Genomic DNA, 16545 nt, shown 5'->3' with positions numbered 1-16545 from the left:
TTCTTCACTGCGGTGCCTTCACTTGTTTTCACTTGCAGAAAGTTAACTCCGCTGGGCTGTGAATTAGGAACTTTTCGTAACTTTGAAGACAAAGAAATAACATGAGTATAGCAATAGTGGACATCCCTAATAAGAACCTGAATGTTTTCAGAAAATTAATGAAAGCATTAGATGCAAAAATCAGTGTGGTGAAAGACCATGCAGAATATGAAAAAAAACTAATGCTGAAATTAATTGTGGAAAGTGACCACAGCGAAGATGTTTCTGAAGAAGAAATGAAAAAATACTTCCGCAAGCATGGAGTTGAACTCTAAGGGTTCTTTTTACAGAGACCTTGATAATCTCAACAACAGGTATCTGCTTCAAGCCATAAAGAAAAAAATTGCCGAAATAAAAAAGGCAAAAGACATTTCCCATATCAGCCATCTTAAAAGATTTCGCTCCTATACGCGCAGTTGGTATAAAATTGAAATTACACCTGAACACAGCGATAAAACTTATTGGATTCTCTGCACTATCAGAAATAATCTGGTTGAATTCAGGCGCGTGAAGCCCGAAAGTTATTTCAAGAAGAATTATTAATTTCCCTTCCAATCTAACGACTAATTACTATTTTTTTATTTGCTATGCCTTCACTTGTTTTCACTTGCAGAAAATAAATTCCGCTGTTCGCTTCGCTAAGGTCAATTTGCTGATGTGCGGATGTGCAGATATGCTGATAAATACATTCTCCGTATATATTATAGATGTTCATCTGCACACCTGCCCATGCCGCAGGCGGGTTTTCTAATCTGCTCATCTGCACATTAATTTTTCCGCTCGTGGGGTTGGGGGAAATGTTAATTAAATCATTCAGCGATGTTTCATTTACAGAATTATTATTTGTCTTGTAATTATTTGATCTGGATGTGTTAAGGTTGGTAACATTGATAACAGGATTTTTTATTGAAGGAGTGCAACTGATGTTCCAGATTGTTTGTATGCGCCAATTTGCTGTGGCTGCCCAAGCCGCATACGCAGGGTCGGTTACAGTATTTTGTGTTCCCGATACGCTGTTAACAGGTTGCCAGTTGCCCGTATTAAAATCATCCCGCATGAGAACATAACTGTTTACAGGATTTGGATTTCCCTCAATGGTGTAAAAATTCCAGAAAAAAGTACCGCTGTTATTAGTCATGTAAATAGTGTTATGATAAGAACTCATGTTTGAATAATTGCCGCAGGTATCTTTTACAGTAATTTTATATCTGTAAGTTCCGGCATTAGGGTCGCCTGTATTCGGAAAATATAATGTACGAACAGTATCTACAAACATACTCAGAGAATCATAAGCCACTGCTCCAACGGGTTGATAATTGTTAGTAAGAATTTCGCGGTAAATGATAAAACTATCTATGAATTGATTGGGCTGCTTTTCCCAGACAATAATGTTGTTTTGTGAAAGGGAATCAACGGTAATAAGGCAGATGGAGGGAAGAGTGGTGCCACAAGAAGAATTATATTCCCAAAAATCATTTTTATAATTGCCATCCCCTCCTGTTCCTATGTATCCTTTTGTGCCGATGGAAAAGCCGACAGCAAACTCTCTTGCCGTAGAGCCAAAGTTTGTTTTCTGGGTCCATACATTAGCGCTTTGGTCCCATTCCCAGAAATCCTGTGTGTCAATGCCAGCGGTATCCCTTCCCGTTCCTATATATCCTTTTGTGCCGATTGAAAAGGCGACAGCGTTATTTCCTACTTTTCCGGCAAAGTTGGCTTTCTGAGTCCATACATTAGTGCTTTGGTCCCATTCCCAGAAATCTTTTTTGAAACCACCACCATAAATCGATGTATCTCCGGTTCCGATATATCCTTTTGTGCCGATGGAAAAACCAACAGCGACATATCTTGCCGTTCCGCCAAAGTCGGCTTTCTGAGTCCATACATCAGTACTTTGGTCCCATTCCCAGAAATCCTTATAGTGAGGACCAAAGAAGTTATCATATCCCGTTCCTATGTATCCTTTTGTGCCGATGGAAAACCCTACAGCAAACTCTCTTGCCGCTCCGCCAAAGTTTGTTTTCTGGGTCCATACATTAGTACTTTGGTCCCATTCCCAGAAATCCTGTTGGTAACCGCCAGTGTTAGCGTCTCCCGTTCCTATATATCCTTTTGTGCCGATGGAAAAGCCGACAGCTTTCCTTCTTGCTGTTCCGCCAAAATTTGCTTTCTGGGTCCATACATCAGTGCTTTGGTCCCATTCCCAAAAATCTTTTTTGAAAGGCACGCTGCCATCATCTCCCGTTCCTATGTATCCTTTTGTGCCGATGGAAAAGCCGACAGCATACCATCTTGCCGTTCCGCCAAAGTTTGCTTTCTGCGTCCAAGTGCCTTGTGCAAGAGATTGCTTCGCTTCGCTGGCAATGACGAAAAGAAAAAAGATAAGTAAAAGTTTTTTCATTGGAGTTTATATCGAATAAGAGTTTACCCCGTTGGATTCACCCCGTTGGAAATTCTTCCTACGGGGTAAAATATCCTACGGGGTTTATGTTGGGCTGAAGCCCTTTTGTGCTTTGGTTTTCAGTTGCCACGACCTTAAGGTCGTGGCTAATAATGCAAAATACAGTGTGGGCTTTAGCCCTGATTGTTATGAATTTTAATATACAATTCTTATTTGATATATTGTCTATTGTATTTTATTTATTGATGACAATTTTCCTCACTGCTGTTCCCTCGTTTGTTTTTACATGCAGAAAATAAATTCCGCTTGGCTGTGAAGACAAATCAATTTGCGGATGTGCGGATGTGCAGATATGCTGATAAATATATTCTCCGTATATATTATAGATGTTCATCTGCACACCTGCCCATGCCGCAGGCGGGTTTTCAAATCCGCTCATCTGCACATTGAACTTTCCGCTCGTGGGGTTGGGGGAAATAATAAAATCTGTTTCCGCATTGTTCTCGGCTATGCCGTTGGGGCATGAGATTGTAACCGTAGCAGTTTGGTAGCATCCGTTTGCATCCATAACAGTTACAGTATAAGTACCGGAGCAAAGTCCGGTGCAAGAAGTAATAAAGCATCCGTTTGACCATGAATACGTGTAATTGGGAGTACCTCCTGTAACATTTACAGTAGCGCTGCCATCACAGCAAGTTGGGTTAGTAGCATTGGTTGATGTTATGCTAAGCACGGGCGCAGGATAAACTATAACAGTAACAGAATCACTGTTCGTACATCCATTAGCGTCTGTGACCATAACATTATATGCTGTAGTTGCAGTAGGAACTAAAGCAATACAAGCAGTAGTGGCACCCGTACTCCAAGAATAAAACATTCCATTGCCCACACAATCGAGTTCATCCCAATTACCATCGGCATTTAAATCTTCTGCAGGGTCATTAATTCCATTACCGTTCAAGTCCCAACACATTTCACATAATGTTGTGCTTTGTCCAGAACATATTGTTGTATTATTAGAAACAGAAATTACCGGTTGCGAACTCACTATAACAGTAACACTTGCCGTAGCAGAACAAGTACCTGTTGTTGCAATTACAGTATAAGTTGTGTTTGAAACAGGACTTACAATTATAGAAGCGTTTGTACTGCCAGTGCTCCATGTATAGGTTGTTCCACCAGATGCCGTAAGAGTTGTAACATCTCCTGCGCAAAGCACTGTATTGCCTGTGATGGATGGTGTGCAGGCGTTAATCTTAAATATTGTTCCAAAACCGAATGTGCCATCATCACTTGTCATTCCGTAGAGAAAAGTTCCGTCAGAAATAAGAGAGCCAAAGGGAGAACCTCCGTTTGCGTTTCCTGTAAAGTCAAGCAGGTTAAAATATCCTGTTCCATCAGGCATTATTTTAAAAATATTTCCCTTCCAGTTTGCTCCACCCTCAGTGGTCATTCCATAGAGAAAAGTTCCATCAGAAACAAGAGAGCAGCCAACATAAGGAGCAGCTCCATTTGCGCCTGTGAAATCCAGTAGTTTGACAAATCCGGTTCCATCGGGCATTATTTTAAATATTGTTCCGTAACCGTTTGTTCCGCCATCATGTGTCATTCCATAAAGAAAGGTTCCGTCAGAAATAAGAGAAGCATAAGGAGTATTTCCGTTTGTGCCTGATATAGTAAAATCCAATAGTTTGGCAAATCCTGATCCATCAGGCATTATTTAAAATATTGTTCCGGAACTACCTGTGCCTCCCAGAGATGTCATTCCATAGAGAAATGTTCCGTCAGAAATAAGAGAACCATAAGGTTCGCTTCCGTTTGTTGGACCAGCGAAATCGAGGAGTTTTGCATATCCTGTTCCATCCGGCATTATTTTAAAAATGGTTCCCGAACCGCCAGTGCCACCACCGTAAGTCATTCCATAGAAAAATGTACCATCAGAAATAAGAGAGCCGTAAGGAAAACTTCCGTTTGCAACACCAGCGAAATCGAGGAGCTTGACATATCCTGTTCCATCGGGCATTATTTTAAAGATAGTTCCCAAGTCGTTTGTCCCGCCCATATTTGTCATTCCGTAGAGAAAAGTTCCGTCAGAAATAAGAGAGCCTTGAGGATAACTTCCGTTTGTAACGCCTGAAAAATCGAGGAGGTTAGCAAACCCTGTTCCATCGGGCTTTATTTTAAAAATGTTTCCCTTAGTGTTTGTGCCGCCATTACCTGTCATTCCATAGAGAAAAGTTCCGTCAGAAATAAGAGTGCCATAAGGAGTTTGTCCGTCATTAGGATTGCTCCCAAAATCATAAAGTTTGATGTACTGCCCGAAAGTGATGTAAGATGTAAGAAGGCAGAGGGCAGATGTAAAAAAACAAACTGCGGAGAGTAATTTTATTTTCATTCAGCAAAAGATTAGAAGTGTTCCGCCAAAGATATACTATTCATACTGCGAAGCGCGGAACAAAAGCGGATTAGTTTTTCAACCTTTGAAGGTCACGAAGGACTCCTTCGGGACAAGTCCCAAATTCCAAATTCTTTGCCTTGCCGGCAAGTTCGCATCGCGGCACTGAGTAACATCTACAACTTCCCAATCTCCAATCACCTCAAGGTATGGAACAAGCCATCACAACCCTTCTTAAAACAGAAGAGGCGCAGATGAAAAATAAAAGATGTTAGCGCTTAACGTTGACAGCGTTCTTTCCCTTGGCGCCATCTTCAACATCGAAAGTAACATTGTCTCCTTCGTGAAGCTCATCGTAAGTGATACCTACTAATGAATTGCTGTGAAAGAATAAATCTTTGTCCTGACCTTCAATTTTAATGAAACCAAAACCTTTTTCTGTCTTCTTTTTAATAATGCCGTTCATGATATTATATAATTTATTTTGTGAATGGTAAATATAGTCTTAATAACAAGGCAGGGCAATGTTTGTTGAAAATAGACTTTGGCGGTACAAAAGTTTTGTAATTTTGTAAATGGGTAAACTGCTTATTTATCTGAGATATGTGTTTCTTGTTTTCTCGGCAGATAGTAAAGAAAAGCGCAGGCATGTGCATGTCCGAGACAGCAAAGACGCTTGACAAATCTCTGCAAGTTCTGGCTTGAACCCAAAATTGAAATTGAATACAATTACGGTTTTTCACAAAAAGAACTGAACGAGATTGAGAAACTAATCAAAGAGAACAAAGAAATTCTTCATAGCCAGTTGAATAAATTTTATAAAGGAAAACAGGTGAAAGCAATACGAAAAACAAAATGAGCGGATACGCAGATACATTGCCGAAAATAAAAGCACTCCATTTTAAGAATGCGGATATGCAATTGCTTTTAGCAGACGGAAGGATTATTATTGTTCCGCTGAGCAAGTTTCCTGCTATTAAAAAGCTTTCATCATCTCAACGAAAAAAATATCATATCATGGCAGGAGTTGGCTTTGATTTTGACGGCTCTGATGAAGTGTATCATATTTCTGAATTTCTGGGCGCGGATAATTCTCTTTCTGCTCTTGAACGAAAAATAAATCCCTATCACCAGCCATCGCAACTTTCCCGTGTTGCAGAACCGGCTGCAGCATACAAGAGAAGGAAATAGTTTACAGTTTCCCAATCTCAATCACTTCAAGGTCTTTTATTTCTTTTCCTGCAATGGAAAAGCGCAAAAGGGTTTTTACTTTGTGCAAGCCGTAGTTGCCTGCCGCGCCCGGGTTCATATAAAGCAGGTTATGTTTTTTGTCAAACATCACTTTTAAAATATGCGAGTGCCCGCAGATGAAAAGTCTTGCCCCGTGGGACATTGGTTTTTGTCCAACGGGGTTGGTGGTGTCTAAAATTCTTTTTACCTCCGGAGAATATCTGCCAGGGCTTCCGCCAATGTGCGTAATCCACACATCCACCTGTTCGCACATAAAGCGCTGGTGCAGGGGGAATTCTTTCCGCACATCCATTCCGTCAATGTTTCCGTAAACGGCAACCAGAGGTTTTATTTTTTTCAGCGCATCGGTAACCGCAACGGTGCCGATATCTCCCGCATGCCATATCTGGTCGCAGGGTTCGGCATACTTAAAAACTTTTTCGTTAAGAAAATTATGTGTGTCGGAGAGGAGTAAAATCTTCGTCATCAGCAACTATTGCTAAATTGTTTTATTGACATATTGTTGAACAGTTGTCTTTAACAATATAGCAATACAACAATACAACAATTTTATATAAACTCTATCTGCGATTTTTTCACCCATCCCACTTTATCAGACGAAACTTCCACTTTCACCCAATCGCCATTTGTTTCAGAAGAAAAAACTTTAGTGCCTTCGTGCAGGATGAAAAGTTTGGTGCCGCTTTCGGCAGGGGCGTTCTTGATTTCTGTGGAAGAAGAAAGTATGACAGCTGAATCTTTTTCGGTGATGTCTTTATACCGGCTCCGCGAAATGGAGAATGTGATGGTTGAAAAAAGAAAGAACACAAGTGCCAGCCAGAAACCGAACTGTTTGTTGAAGGTTCTGCCTGATGTGATGAACACGCCCAGAAAGAAAAGGAACAGCGCAAAGCAAACGATGCTGCGGTTGCCCCATGTTTTTTCCGAGTGCATGCTCTTGAGGTTGTTCCACCAGTCTTCAAGAAAAAGTATTGGCGCTGGTTCAATTTTGTCAAGCGTGCGCTGGCTGGCAAGTTTCAGGTTGAAAGCAATGTCTTCATCATAAGGCGAAAGTTTTTTCGCCCGCTCATAATTCAGAATGCTCATTCCTGTTTTGTCAGTTTTATAATACGCGTTGCCGAGATTGAAATAAACTTCGGGTGATTCATAGCCGAGAGAAACAATTCCTTCGTAATACTGCACGGCTTTTTCAAAGTTGCCTTTAGAGTAGGCGCTGTTGGCGCTGTCCAGCAGAACAGTGGGAGCAATGGAATTACCCCGACCCTGAAGGGAGAAGAGTAAGAGAAGTCCAAAGCACCAAGTAGCAAGTCCCAAGTCCCAAGAAAGGAAATGTATTCCTTGGAATTTGGAATTTGGAATTTGGGACTTGAGACTTCTATATTGCATCTTCAATTTTTGTTATGATGTTTTCTGCTCTCGAATAAACTTCATTCAGATTTCCTGATTGCAGTCCGGGTGCGTATCTTGCGAATTCACATTCATCCAAAAGGGTTACAAGTTCATGGATGGTTTCTTCTGCCACATTTTTTTCTTTCAGCACTTCCACCACTTTTTCTTTTGAGAGTTCTGCCACCGGTATGTTCATCTTGTTGCCTGTGTAATTATACAGCGCTGACAGAACATTCACGAAGAAATTTTCTTTGTCATTTTCCTTCATTGACCTTTCTGCTTTTGCCAGTTGTTTTTTTGCGATGCGGCTTGCTCTTCTCTTCTTCACTAAAACCAAATCGCTGTTCCTTTTAATATGTTCTCTCCTCAAAAGCAGGAACACAAGAAAGAGCAAGGGAGGCACCCCAAATCCCGCTATGAAACCTGACGAACCGAAAAAGTATTCTCCTTTCTTTGTGAGGATGATGTCTCCTGTTTTGATGTAGCGTATGTCGTTGCCCACCATTTTTACATCTTCTTTCACAACGCTAGAAATGGAAGGCATTGTTGCAGAGGTCCCGCCTTCGCCTTTCTCCACAGTGATGGTAAATTCTTTTGACGGAAGTTTTACATAGGTTTTTTTATCAGCATCAAAGTAATTGAAATCGTTCGGCTGGATTTTGTAAATGCCTTCGTGCCGGGGAATGAGGAGGTATTCAAATGTTTTGCTTCCTGTCACTCCTCCTTCGCTTACCGAAATATTTTCATTTGTCTTGGGGTCATACGTTTCAAACTCATCGGGGAAGGTCATCTTGGGCGCATCGATCAGTTTGAGATTTCCTTTTCCGGAAATAGTTATCTTGAGATTGATTCCTTCATTGGCTTTCACTTTGTCTTTGTCAATCGCAGCGTTGATGGAAAAATTTCCAACCGCTCCCGGAAAATCTGCCGGCTTGGTTGCTTCAGGAAGCGGAGTTACATCTATTGTTACTGCATTGCTTTTTACTGTGTAAAGAACATCTTTATATGAACTCATTCCACCGAAGAACGGGTCGTTGCCGAAGAATTGTTCAAAGGGGTCGTTTCTTTTTCCGGATTTCTCGCGCACTACACACTGAACTTCCATCGGCTCAATTTCAATCTTGCCGCTTCGCTGAGCAAACAGAAATGCTTTTTTTACTTCCACCACATTGTAGGCGACTCCTCCAATATTTTCAGTGGTAACTTCATATTGGGCATTTCTTCCTACTTCCTGCGCCCAGAACCCGTTATAAGAAGGAAACTTAACGTCCTGAAATCCTTTCAGGTTCATGCGTGTGTACACTTTGTGCGTGATGGTGATTTGCTCTCCTGCATACACTTTTGATTTGCTTACAATAGTTCTCGCGAAAAGATTATCGCTGGTTGCCTGCGCTCTGGTTTGATTCTGATTTCCGCTTTGAGTTTGTGTTTGCGCCTGTGTGTTTCCTTTTACGACTTCTATGCTGATAGGATTAGATTGCAATGTATTAGTTCCGACCGTGATGCTTGCAGCGCCAATAGTGAATGTTCCTTCTTTTTTTGCCGCGAGATAGTACGAGAGGGTGATGGACTGGCTCATGCTTCCGTTAACTATCTGCACACTGGAAGATTGATTCGGTCCCGAATACACATTGAAATCGTTGAATGAGGGTGGCGTGAAACTTTTTCCGCTTGCGTTAATGGTGAAGTCCAGCTGAAATACTTCTCCAACTGTTACTTTGTTTTTATTTACCGATGCAGTGAATTTCTGAGCGAACAAAACACAACTTGTCAGCAGAGCTAATAAGAGGAAGAAATATTTTTTTGTGTTGTTCATTCGTAGATGTTTACCAGTCTTTTTCTATTTGCCCGCGCGCTGCTTTTACTTTTTTCTCGTTCATCTTGTCGCGCAATTTTTTTTCATCGTTGTTCATTGCTTCCAGTAATCGCTGCGCGTCTTCTTTAGAAATATTTTGCTGCTGCTGTTGTTCCTGCTTCTGGTCTTTTTTCTGATCTTTCTTCTTGTCGTCTTTTTTGTCTTTGTCTTTTTTATCCTGGTCCTTTTTATCTTTATCTTTTTTGTCTTTATCCTGTTTTTGCTGCTGTTGCTGCTGCTGCAGCATCTTCTGTGCATAGGCAAGATTGTATCTCGTTTCTTCATCGGAATCATTTTTCTTCATCGCGTTTTTATACGCGTTAACGCTTTTCTCAAATTCCTTTTGCTTCAGATACGAGTTGCCGAGATTGTGAAATACTTTTGAAAGAGTATCATCGCTCGTTTTTCTTGCGGTGAGCATTTCAAACTGCTCGGTGGCTTCTTTGTATTTTCCCTGCTTATAATACGAATCCCCAAGATTGAAAGCCCCTCTGTAAGAATTTGACTGCTTGCCGAGCGCGTCAAGATAATTCTTTTGAGCATCGGCATATTTTTTGTCCTTGTACAATGTATTTCCTTCGCGAACAAGTTTTCGTTCATCGTCTTGCGCAAACGCGATGGCGCCAAGAGCCAAAAAGGAGCCAAGAAATAAAATATGTTTCATATTTTTCATTCTTTCGTTTTAAACATTCGTTCCCACCAAAGGCTTTTTCTTTCGGTGAGAATGGATTCAATGATGAGAAACAACAGCGCAACAGCAATGAATATCTGGAATCGGTCTTCGTAGTCGGTATACATCTTTGAATCAAAAGTTTTCTTTTCAAGTTTATTAATTCGTTCAAGGAGTGCAAGTAAACCTATTTCAGCCTGCGATGCGCGGATGTAAACACCGTTTCCTACTGAAGCGATTTCCCGTAAGGCGCTTTCGTTAAGTTTTGTTATTACAGTATTGCCTTCCCTGTCTTTTCTGTATCCCGCCTGAATTTTATTTTTATAAACAGGAATCGGGACTCCTTCAGGTGTGCCGATGCCGATAGTATTTATCACTACGCCTTTTTCCGCTGCTGCAGTAGCAGCAGCCACCGCATCGTCTTCGTGTGATTCTCCGTCTGTAATTATTATAATGGATTTATTTTTTCCTTCTTCCGTTCCGAAAGATTTCATGGCGAGTTCAATGGCTGAACTGATAACGGTTCCCTGAACGGGCACTGCATCGCAACTGACGTTTTCAAGAAAAAGTTTTGCTGCTGCGTAATCGCTTGTGATGGGAAGCTGCACAAACGCATCTCCTGCAAAAACAATTAACCCGATTCGGTCATTGTTCAGTTTGTCTATGAGTTTTTCTATGGACTGTGTTGCTTTCGCCAAACGGTTCGGCTTGAAATCTTCTGCCATCATGCTGTTGGAAACGTCAAGACAGATAACGATATCAGAACCTTCGCGTTTTACTTCTTCCAGTTTGGAGCCGATCTGCGGATTCACCAACCCGAAAATCAAAAATAAAATCGCAATAAGAAATAAAATAAATCTCAGGGTTGGTTTTCCTGATGAAACCATCGGCATCATTTGCGAAATAATCTCAATGTCGCCCATTTGTTTCAGCGCTTTTTTTCTCCATAAGCGCATGAGCACATAAAGAAGTATCAGCACGGGAATGAGCGCGAGTCCGTATAAATATTCTATGTTGTCTATCCTGTACATCTATGGCAAAGTTCTTAGTAAAGTATTTTTTAATATAAAATCCAGTAACAGCAAAATTCCTGCCGCCAGCGCGAAGGGAAAAAATTCTTCTGTTCTGCGCGTGTGTTTCCGTTCTTCCACAATTGTTTTTTCCATTCTGTCTATCTCTTTGTAAATAGCGGAAAGTTTATCGGTGCTGGTTGCACGAAAATATTTTCCTCCCGTCATGTCTGCAATGTTGCCGAGCATCTTTTCGTCAATTTCTACAGGCACATAATCAAAAACATATTGTCCGTTCGGATACATCGCCACGGGTGCATATGCTTTCCCTTGTGTGCCGACACCGATTGTATAAACCCGAATGCCAAATGCTTTTGCAATGTCTGCTGCTGTTTGAGGAGCCACTGCGCCCATGTTGTTCACTCCATCCGTGAGAAGTATGATGACTTTGCTTTTTGCCTTGCTGTCTTTTATCCTGCTTACGGAAGTGGCAAGCCCCATTCCGATGGCAGTTCCGTCTGCTACCATTCCTGTGTGAATACCGCCCATCAAATTTTTAATGATGGCGTGGTCGGTGGTGAGAGGGCATTGCGTGAAACTCTCTCCGCTGAAAACTACCAATCCTATTCTGTCATTTGGGCGCGCATCAATAAAATCAATGGCAACTTCCTTTGCTGCTTCAACGCGGTTTGGCTTAAAGTCTTTTGCAAGCATGCTGGCAGAAATATCCATAGAGAGAACGATGTCAATACCTTCTGTAGTAATGTTTTTCCAGGAAGTTTTTGATTGCGGCCGCGCAAGGACAACAATCAGCAATCCCACTGCAATCATCTTCATCGTAAACATAAAATGCTTCAGGTATTCTTTGTATGATTTTCCTATGCTTGAAAAATTATCAAAAGAAGAAATTTTGAACTCGCTGAAATTATTTCTGAATATATAGAAAAACACTAAAATTGGAATCAGAACCAATAACCACAAGAGCATCGGTTGCGCAAAAGATATGTTGCTGAAGAAACTCATTGCCCGGTATTCGTTTTGCCTCCATCCAGAAGGGAGTTATTGTCCTTGTCTGAGCTATGCTCGCTACCTGCGGTAGTCTTTAGGGAAGGGGCTTCTTCTTTCTTTATTTCCTGCTTCGTTGCCATCACAAATTCAAACGCGTTTGTTAAACTCGATTCATTTTCATTCGGCAGCGGCTGTTCTTTTGCAAATTTCACAAGGTCAGAGAGAAAAAGCATATTTCTCAGTTTCATTTTCTGTTCTTCGCTTGCATCAGCTGTTCGGAACGAATACATGATCTCATCCGTGACCTGCTCCATCGCGTTGATGTAAAATCTGTGTTCAATGTATTGGCGGATAATGTCGGAAAGACGGGAATGATATTCTTTGAGCTTTCCCTGCTGCCATAGTTTTTCTTCTTTTAATTTTTCCAGTTCCTCAAGAGCAGTTATATGAGGAGGAATTTTCGGAATAATAATTTCAGGTAATGGTTTTTTCTTTCTCTTCTTCAGATAATATTTTACGAGATAAATTATTAATGCCAGAAGCGCAATCGCGCCCAAACCCCAATACACATAAGGCAGATATTCTTTCCATGAGAACGGAACTTCAATAGGCGGTTTAATGTCCATTATGTTTTTGGTAGTGTCAACCGCAACCGTATTCACTGTTAACAGCATAGGTTCTGTTTCAAGTGCTTTGTTTGAATCGCCACTCACAACGAATTTGAAAGGAGGAATTGCATAATAACCCGAATCAAATGAAGTGATGATGAGCGTTTGCATTTGCGCCATTGTGCTCATGTCGTTTGAATCAGGAATAAATTTTTCAATCTTGGATTGACTGACAACTTCAATCTGCTTGATGAGGGTGTCTGCAATTTTCGGAAAATCAATTTTTAGTTCTCCTTGATCGGTTTTGTATTCTACCTTCAGTTTGAGTCTTGTCTGCTGTCCGATGAGGATTGTGTTGGTATCTAAAGTTGCGGTAGCGGTGATGTTCTGAGAGAATGTGTAAGAAACAGGAAGTAAGAAGTAAAATGTAAGCAAAGACAAAATTATTTTCATTCCATTTATTCGGAATGGGAAAAACATCTGCCTTCTGCCTTCTGCCTTCTGCCTTGTAATCATCTTTTACTTTCTCGTTTCTTAAACAAATTCATCAATGGCTTTATATAGGATTCAGATGTGCCGATGGTGGTAGAATCAATTCCGCATCGGGTGAAAATTTCTTTGAGACGTGCATCACGTTTTGCTGATGTTCTTGAATACTGCTGGCGGATTTTCAGATTGCCGGTATCAACCCATTTTAGTTTTCCTGTTTCAGCATCCAGTGCGCGAATCAATCCGACATCAGGAAGTTCTTTTTCTCTTTTGTCAGTAATTTGCAAGGCAACCAAATCATGTTTCTTGTTTGCGATTTTAAGCGCATCGCTGTCGCGTTTGTTTTCGCGGGTAAGTTTTTCGTCAATGAAATCTGAAAGCAGGAAAGCAATGCTTCGCTTCTTAATTACGTTGGTGAAATATTTCAGAGCCAGTTCAATATCTGTTCCCGAAGATTCGGGAGTGAAGTTGATGAGTTCTCTGATGATTCTTAAAATGTGCGAACGTCCCTTCTTGGGCGGAATGAATTTCTCAATCTTATCAGAAAATAAAATCATGCCTATCTTATCATTGTTCTGAATGGCAGAAAAGGCAAGCACCGCGCAGATTTCAGTCATTAGATCCTTCTTGATTTGCTTTTGCGTTCCAAAATTTTCTGAAGCGCTCACATCCACCAGAAGCATCACTGTGAGTTCTCGCTCTTCTTCAAATATTTTAATGAACGGACTGTTAAACCGTGCTGTTACATTCCAGTCAATGGCACGGATATCATCGCCCGGCTGATACTCGCGCACTTCGCTGAACGCCATTCCTCTTCCCTTGAACGCGCTGTGGTACTCTCCGGAAAAAATCTGGCTGGAAAGACCTCTTGTCTTTATTTCAATCTTTCTAACTTTCTTTAATAGTTCTGTCGTTTCCATTTTACGGCACCTCCACTGTATTCAAAATCTCACTCACCATATTTTCACTTGTAATATTTTCTGCTTCTGCTTCATAAGTTAATCCAATACGATGGCGGAGCACATCCTGACAAATTGCCCGCACGTCTTCAGGAATAACATATCCTCTGCGTTTGATGAACGCATAGGCTTTAGAAGCAAGCGCAAGATTGATGCTGGCACGGGGCGAAGCGCCATAGCTAATCAGCGAAGCGAATTTTGAAAGTTTATATTCTGTAGGATTTCTTGTAGCGAAAACAATATCCACAATATATTTTTCAATTTTTTCATCCATGTAAACTTCGCGGACAATATTCCTCGCCTTAACAATGTCTTCCGGTTTTAGAATGCGGGAAGCAAAAGGATAACTTTCACCAATGTTCATGCGGATAATTTTCTTTTCTTCTTCTTTACCTGGATATCCGATTACAACTTTCAGCATGAAGCGGTCTACTTGTGCTTCCGGAAGCGGATAGGTTCCTTCCTGTTCAATCGGGTTCTGTGTAGCAAGAACAAGAAACGGTTCAGGAAGTTTGAACGTGGTATCTCCAATCGTGACTTGCCTTTCCTGCATCGCTTCGAGCAGTGCGCTTTGCACTTTTGCGGGAGCGCGGTTGATTTCATCTGCAAGAATAAAATTTGAGAAGATGGGACCTCTTCGCACAGTGAATTCTTCTTTCTTCTGATTGTAAATCAGTGTTCCGATTAAATCTGCCGGAAGCAAATCAGGAGTGAATTGAATTCGGCTGAAGTCTGCATGAATGCATGACGCCAGTGATTTTATCGCCAGCGTTTTTGCCAGACCCGGAACACCTTCCAGAAGAATGTGCCCGTTGGAAAGCAGGCCGATGAGCAATCGGTCAACCATGTATTTCTGCCCTACAATCACTTTGTCCATTTCAAGGTTGATGAGGTCAATGAAAGCGCTTTCGCGCTGAATGCGGTCGTTGAGTTCTTTAATGTCAGTCATAGTTTTATCTTTTTTTGTTGTCTGCAAATTTAACGTGTCGGAGGGGATTCGATTTTCATAAGTTTGTTAAAAAATGTTAAGAGCAACAGTTTTGAAGATGTTCTTCAATCATTGATATTTGCGTATAATGAGTAATTTCGTGACTCTATGAAGAAAGTAGTTGCATTATTGATTTTTATTGCCCCTATTTTTCAGGTAAAGTGTCAGGTTTCTGCTGGTCCGAAATTCTTATTAAATTTTTCTAATGTGATTGGCGGTGGAAACAGCGCTGGAAATAATTTTAAGTTAGGATTTTCCTCAGGCGTATATTTGAAATTTGAAGTCAGTGACCAGATTTCAATCCAGCCGGAAATAGTATACGCAACCAGAGGATACAAGTATTTATCAGCCATCGGAAATAAGGATACCATTCTGAAACACAATCTATCCTACATTGACTTTCCCCTTTTGCTTAGCATCAGTATTGGCGATAAAGGATTTATAAATTTCGGCCCGCAGGTTGGATATTTAATTAATGATAAAATGAAAGGAACTGTCACTTCTTCGGCAACATCAGAAAATATTGATTCGAGTAATGTGTACGGCTATAACACCACCGAATATGCTCTTGCATTTGGCGGGGGATACCGGTTCCCGTTTAAACTGGTAGTATCTGTTCAAGGTGCTTTCGGGCTCACTAAATTATTTGCAAGTGATGAACCTTCTCACAACTTTGTGTTCGGAATTTCTGTTGCCTATTCATTTGGCGATAGCGGAAGCGGTGGCGGAAACGGAATTATTTACAGAAGATTATAATATAAATTAAAAACCAACTATGAAAAGAATATTTTTTATTTCTGTTTTAATTTGTTTTATTGATGTTCTAAATATTGTGGCGCAGGAATATAAAACAGGAATTGGTTTGCGCGGGGGATGGACATCCGGGCTTTCATTAAAACATTTTATCAGCGATGGAAAAGCGGTAGAAGGAATTCTTTCTTCCGGCTACAGGTATCGCGGATGGCAAATCACCGGATTATATGAAATTCATAAACCCGCTTTTACCAAAGATGATGTTGAAGGTTTGTTTTGGTTATATGGTGGCGGAGCTCATTTTGGGGGCGGCTATCGTTACGATCATTGGCATAAAACCGGTGGTCCATGGAACCAGGGATATGTGCACGAGCATAATTATATTGCAATTGGAATAGATTTTATTTTCGGAATTGAATACAAAATTCCGGATATCCCTTTTACAATTGGGGCTGATGTCAAGCCATTTTTTGATTTTGTTACTGACCGTGATGCGCCCTATGGCTTTTGGGATAGTGCACTAAGTATTCGTTATGTTTTCTGATTTCCCATATTTTAATAGACATTATTCCGAATAAGGGTTTATGTGCTTGATTTTAGATATATTACGAATGAAAAAAATCTTTAACACAGAGAACACTGAGCAGACAGATTCTGTGTTATCTCCAAATTTTTTTTGAAGATTTTTATATACTATTTCACTATTTAAAACTTTTCTATTTTTGCCCTT

General features: G+C 40.7%; 18 protein-coding genes and 1 pseudogene. 6 read left to right on the top strand and 13 right to left on the bottom strand.

Features of this window, described 5'->3' with window-relative positions:
- The first annotated feature begins 101 nt into the window (after positions 1–101).
- Complete coding sequence (locus tag HY841_05790; protein ID MBI4930253.1) at positions 102–314, top strand: hypothetical protein; 213 nt, start codon at positions 102–104, stop codon at positions 312–314.
- The gene (locus tag HY841_05785; protein ID MBI4930252.1) at positions 298–582 is read left to right on the top strand and encodes a hypothetical protein; all 285 of its coding nucleotides are present in this window, start codon (positions 298–300) and stop codon (positions 580–582) included. The genes HY841_05790 and HY841_05785 overlap by 17 nt, the downstream gene beginning before the upstream one ends.
- Positions 583–595: 13 nt before the next feature.
- Here the strand turns inward: HY841_05785 and HY841_05780 are convergent, their stop codons facing one another.
- From HY841_05780 to HY841_05765, 4 genes are all read right to left on the bottom strand, one after another.
- The gene (locus HY841_05780; GenBank protein MBI4930251.1) at positions 596–2440 is read right to left on the bottom strand and encodes a T9SS type A sorting domain-containing protein; all 1845 of its coding nucleotides are present in this window, start codon (positions 2438–2440) and stop codon (positions 596–598) included.
- Positions 2441–2675: 235 nt separating this feature from the next.
- The gene (locus HY841_05775) at positions 2676–4157 is read right to left on the bottom strand and encodes a T9SS type A sorting domain-containing protein (GenBank protein ID MBI4930250.1); all 1482 of its coding nucleotides are present in this window, start codon (positions 4155–4157) and stop codon (positions 2676–2678) included.
- Positions 4158–4160: 3 nt separating this feature from the next.
- On the bottom strand, positions 4161–4835 hold the full coding sequence (locus tag HY841_05770; GenBank protein MBI4930249.1) for a hypothetical protein: 675 nt from the start codon (positions 4833–4835) through the stop codon (positions 4161–4163).
- Between the two features lie 271 nt (positions 4836–5106).
- Positions 5107–5301, bottom strand: a complete 195-nt coding sequence (locus HY841_05765) for a cold shock domain-containing protein (protein MBI4930248.1) — start codon at positions 5299–5301, stop codon at positions 5107–5109.
- A gap of 109 nt (positions 5302–5410) precedes the next feature.
- Here HY841_05765 and HY841_05760 point away from each other — a divergent pair.
- Positions 5411–5694, top strand: a pseudogene (locus tag HY841_05760) (DUF4160 domain-containing protein).
- The gene (locus HY841_05755) at positions 5691–6026 is read left to right on the top strand and encodes a hypothetical protein (GenBank protein MBI4930247.1); all 336 of its coding nucleotides are present in this window, start codon (positions 5691–5693) and stop codon (positions 6024–6026) included. Before HY841_05760 ends, HY841_05755 begins: the two are co-directional and overlap by 4 nt.
- 1 nt (position 6027) lies before the next feature.
- Here HY841_05755 and HY841_05750 read toward each other — a convergent pair whose 3' ends face one another.
- The 9 genes from HY841_05750 to HY841_05710 form a co-directional block, all read right to left on the bottom strand.
- Entirely contained in the window at positions 6028–6552 is a 525-nt protein-coding gene (locus tag HY841_05750; GenBank protein MBI4930246.1) for a metallophosphoesterase family protein, read from the bottom strand.
- A gap of 83 nt (positions 6553–6635) precedes the next feature.
- Complete coding sequence (locus HY841_05745; GenBank protein ID MBI4930245.1) at positions 6636–7400, bottom strand: hypothetical protein; 765 nt, start codon at positions 7398–7400, stop codon at positions 6636–6638.
- A 61-nt stretch (positions 7401–7461) separates the two neighbouring features.
- A complete protein-coding gene (locus HY841_05740) occupies positions 7462–9291 on the bottom strand; it encodes a protein BatD (protein ID MBI4930244.1) in 1830 nt (609 codons plus the stop codon).
- 10 nt (positions 9292–9301) lie between these two features.
- A complete protein-coding gene (locus HY841_05735) occupies positions 9302–9949 on the bottom strand; it encodes a tetratricopeptide repeat protein (protein ID MBI4930243.1) in 648 nt (215 codons plus the stop codon).
- A 50-nt stretch (positions 9950–9999) separates the two neighbouring features.
- Entirely contained in the window at positions 10000–11031 is a 1032-nt protein-coding gene (locus tag HY841_05730) for a VWA domain-containing protein (GenBank protein MBI4930242.1), read from the bottom strand.
- Positions 11032–12015, bottom strand: a complete 984-nt coding sequence (locus HY841_05725; GenBank protein ID MBI4930241.1) for a VWA domain-containing protein — start codon at positions 12013–12015, stop codon at positions 11032–11034. It lies immediately after the preceding gene.
- A gap of 14 nt (positions 12016–12029) precedes the next feature.
- A complete protein-coding gene (locus tag HY841_05720; protein MBI4930240.1) occupies positions 12030–13079 on the bottom strand; it encodes a hypothetical protein in 1050 nt (349 codons plus the stop codon).
- Positions 13080–13138: 59 nt separating this feature from the next.
- Positions 13139–14035 (bottom strand): DUF58 domain-containing protein, encoded by an 897-nt coding sequence (locus HY841_05715; protein ID MBI4930239.1) that lies wholly within the window; start codon positions 14033–14035, stop codon positions 13139–13141.
- A gap of 1 nt (position 14036) precedes the next feature.
- Complete coding sequence (locus HY841_05710) at positions 14037–15023, bottom strand: MoxR family ATPase (protein ID MBI4930238.1); 987 nt, start codon at positions 15021–15023, stop codon at positions 14037–14039.
- A 147-nt stretch (positions 15024–15170) separates the two neighbouring features.
- Between HY841_05710 and HY841_05705 the strand changes: the two genes are divergently transcribed.
- Entirely contained in the window at positions 15171–15818 is a 648-nt protein-coding gene (locus tag HY841_05705; protein ID MBI4930237.1) for a PorT family protein, read from the top strand.
- A 19-nt stretch (positions 15819–15837) separates the two neighbouring features.
- On the top strand, positions 15838–16359 hold the full coding sequence (locus tag HY841_05700) for a hypothetical protein (protein ID MBI4930236.1): 522 nt from the start codon (positions 15838–15840) through the stop codon (positions 16357–16359).
- Positions 16360–16545: the final 186 nt, after the last annotated feature.

It is taken from the genome of Bacteroidota bacterium (genome assembly GCA_016213405.1).
In the GTDB taxonomy this organism is placed as follows: Bacteria; Bacteroidota; Bacteroidia; order Palsa-948; family Palsa-948; genus Palsa-948.
The sequence above is the reverse complement of the archived record's forward strand: the minus strand, read 5'-3'. Positions and strand labels throughout refer to the sequence as shown.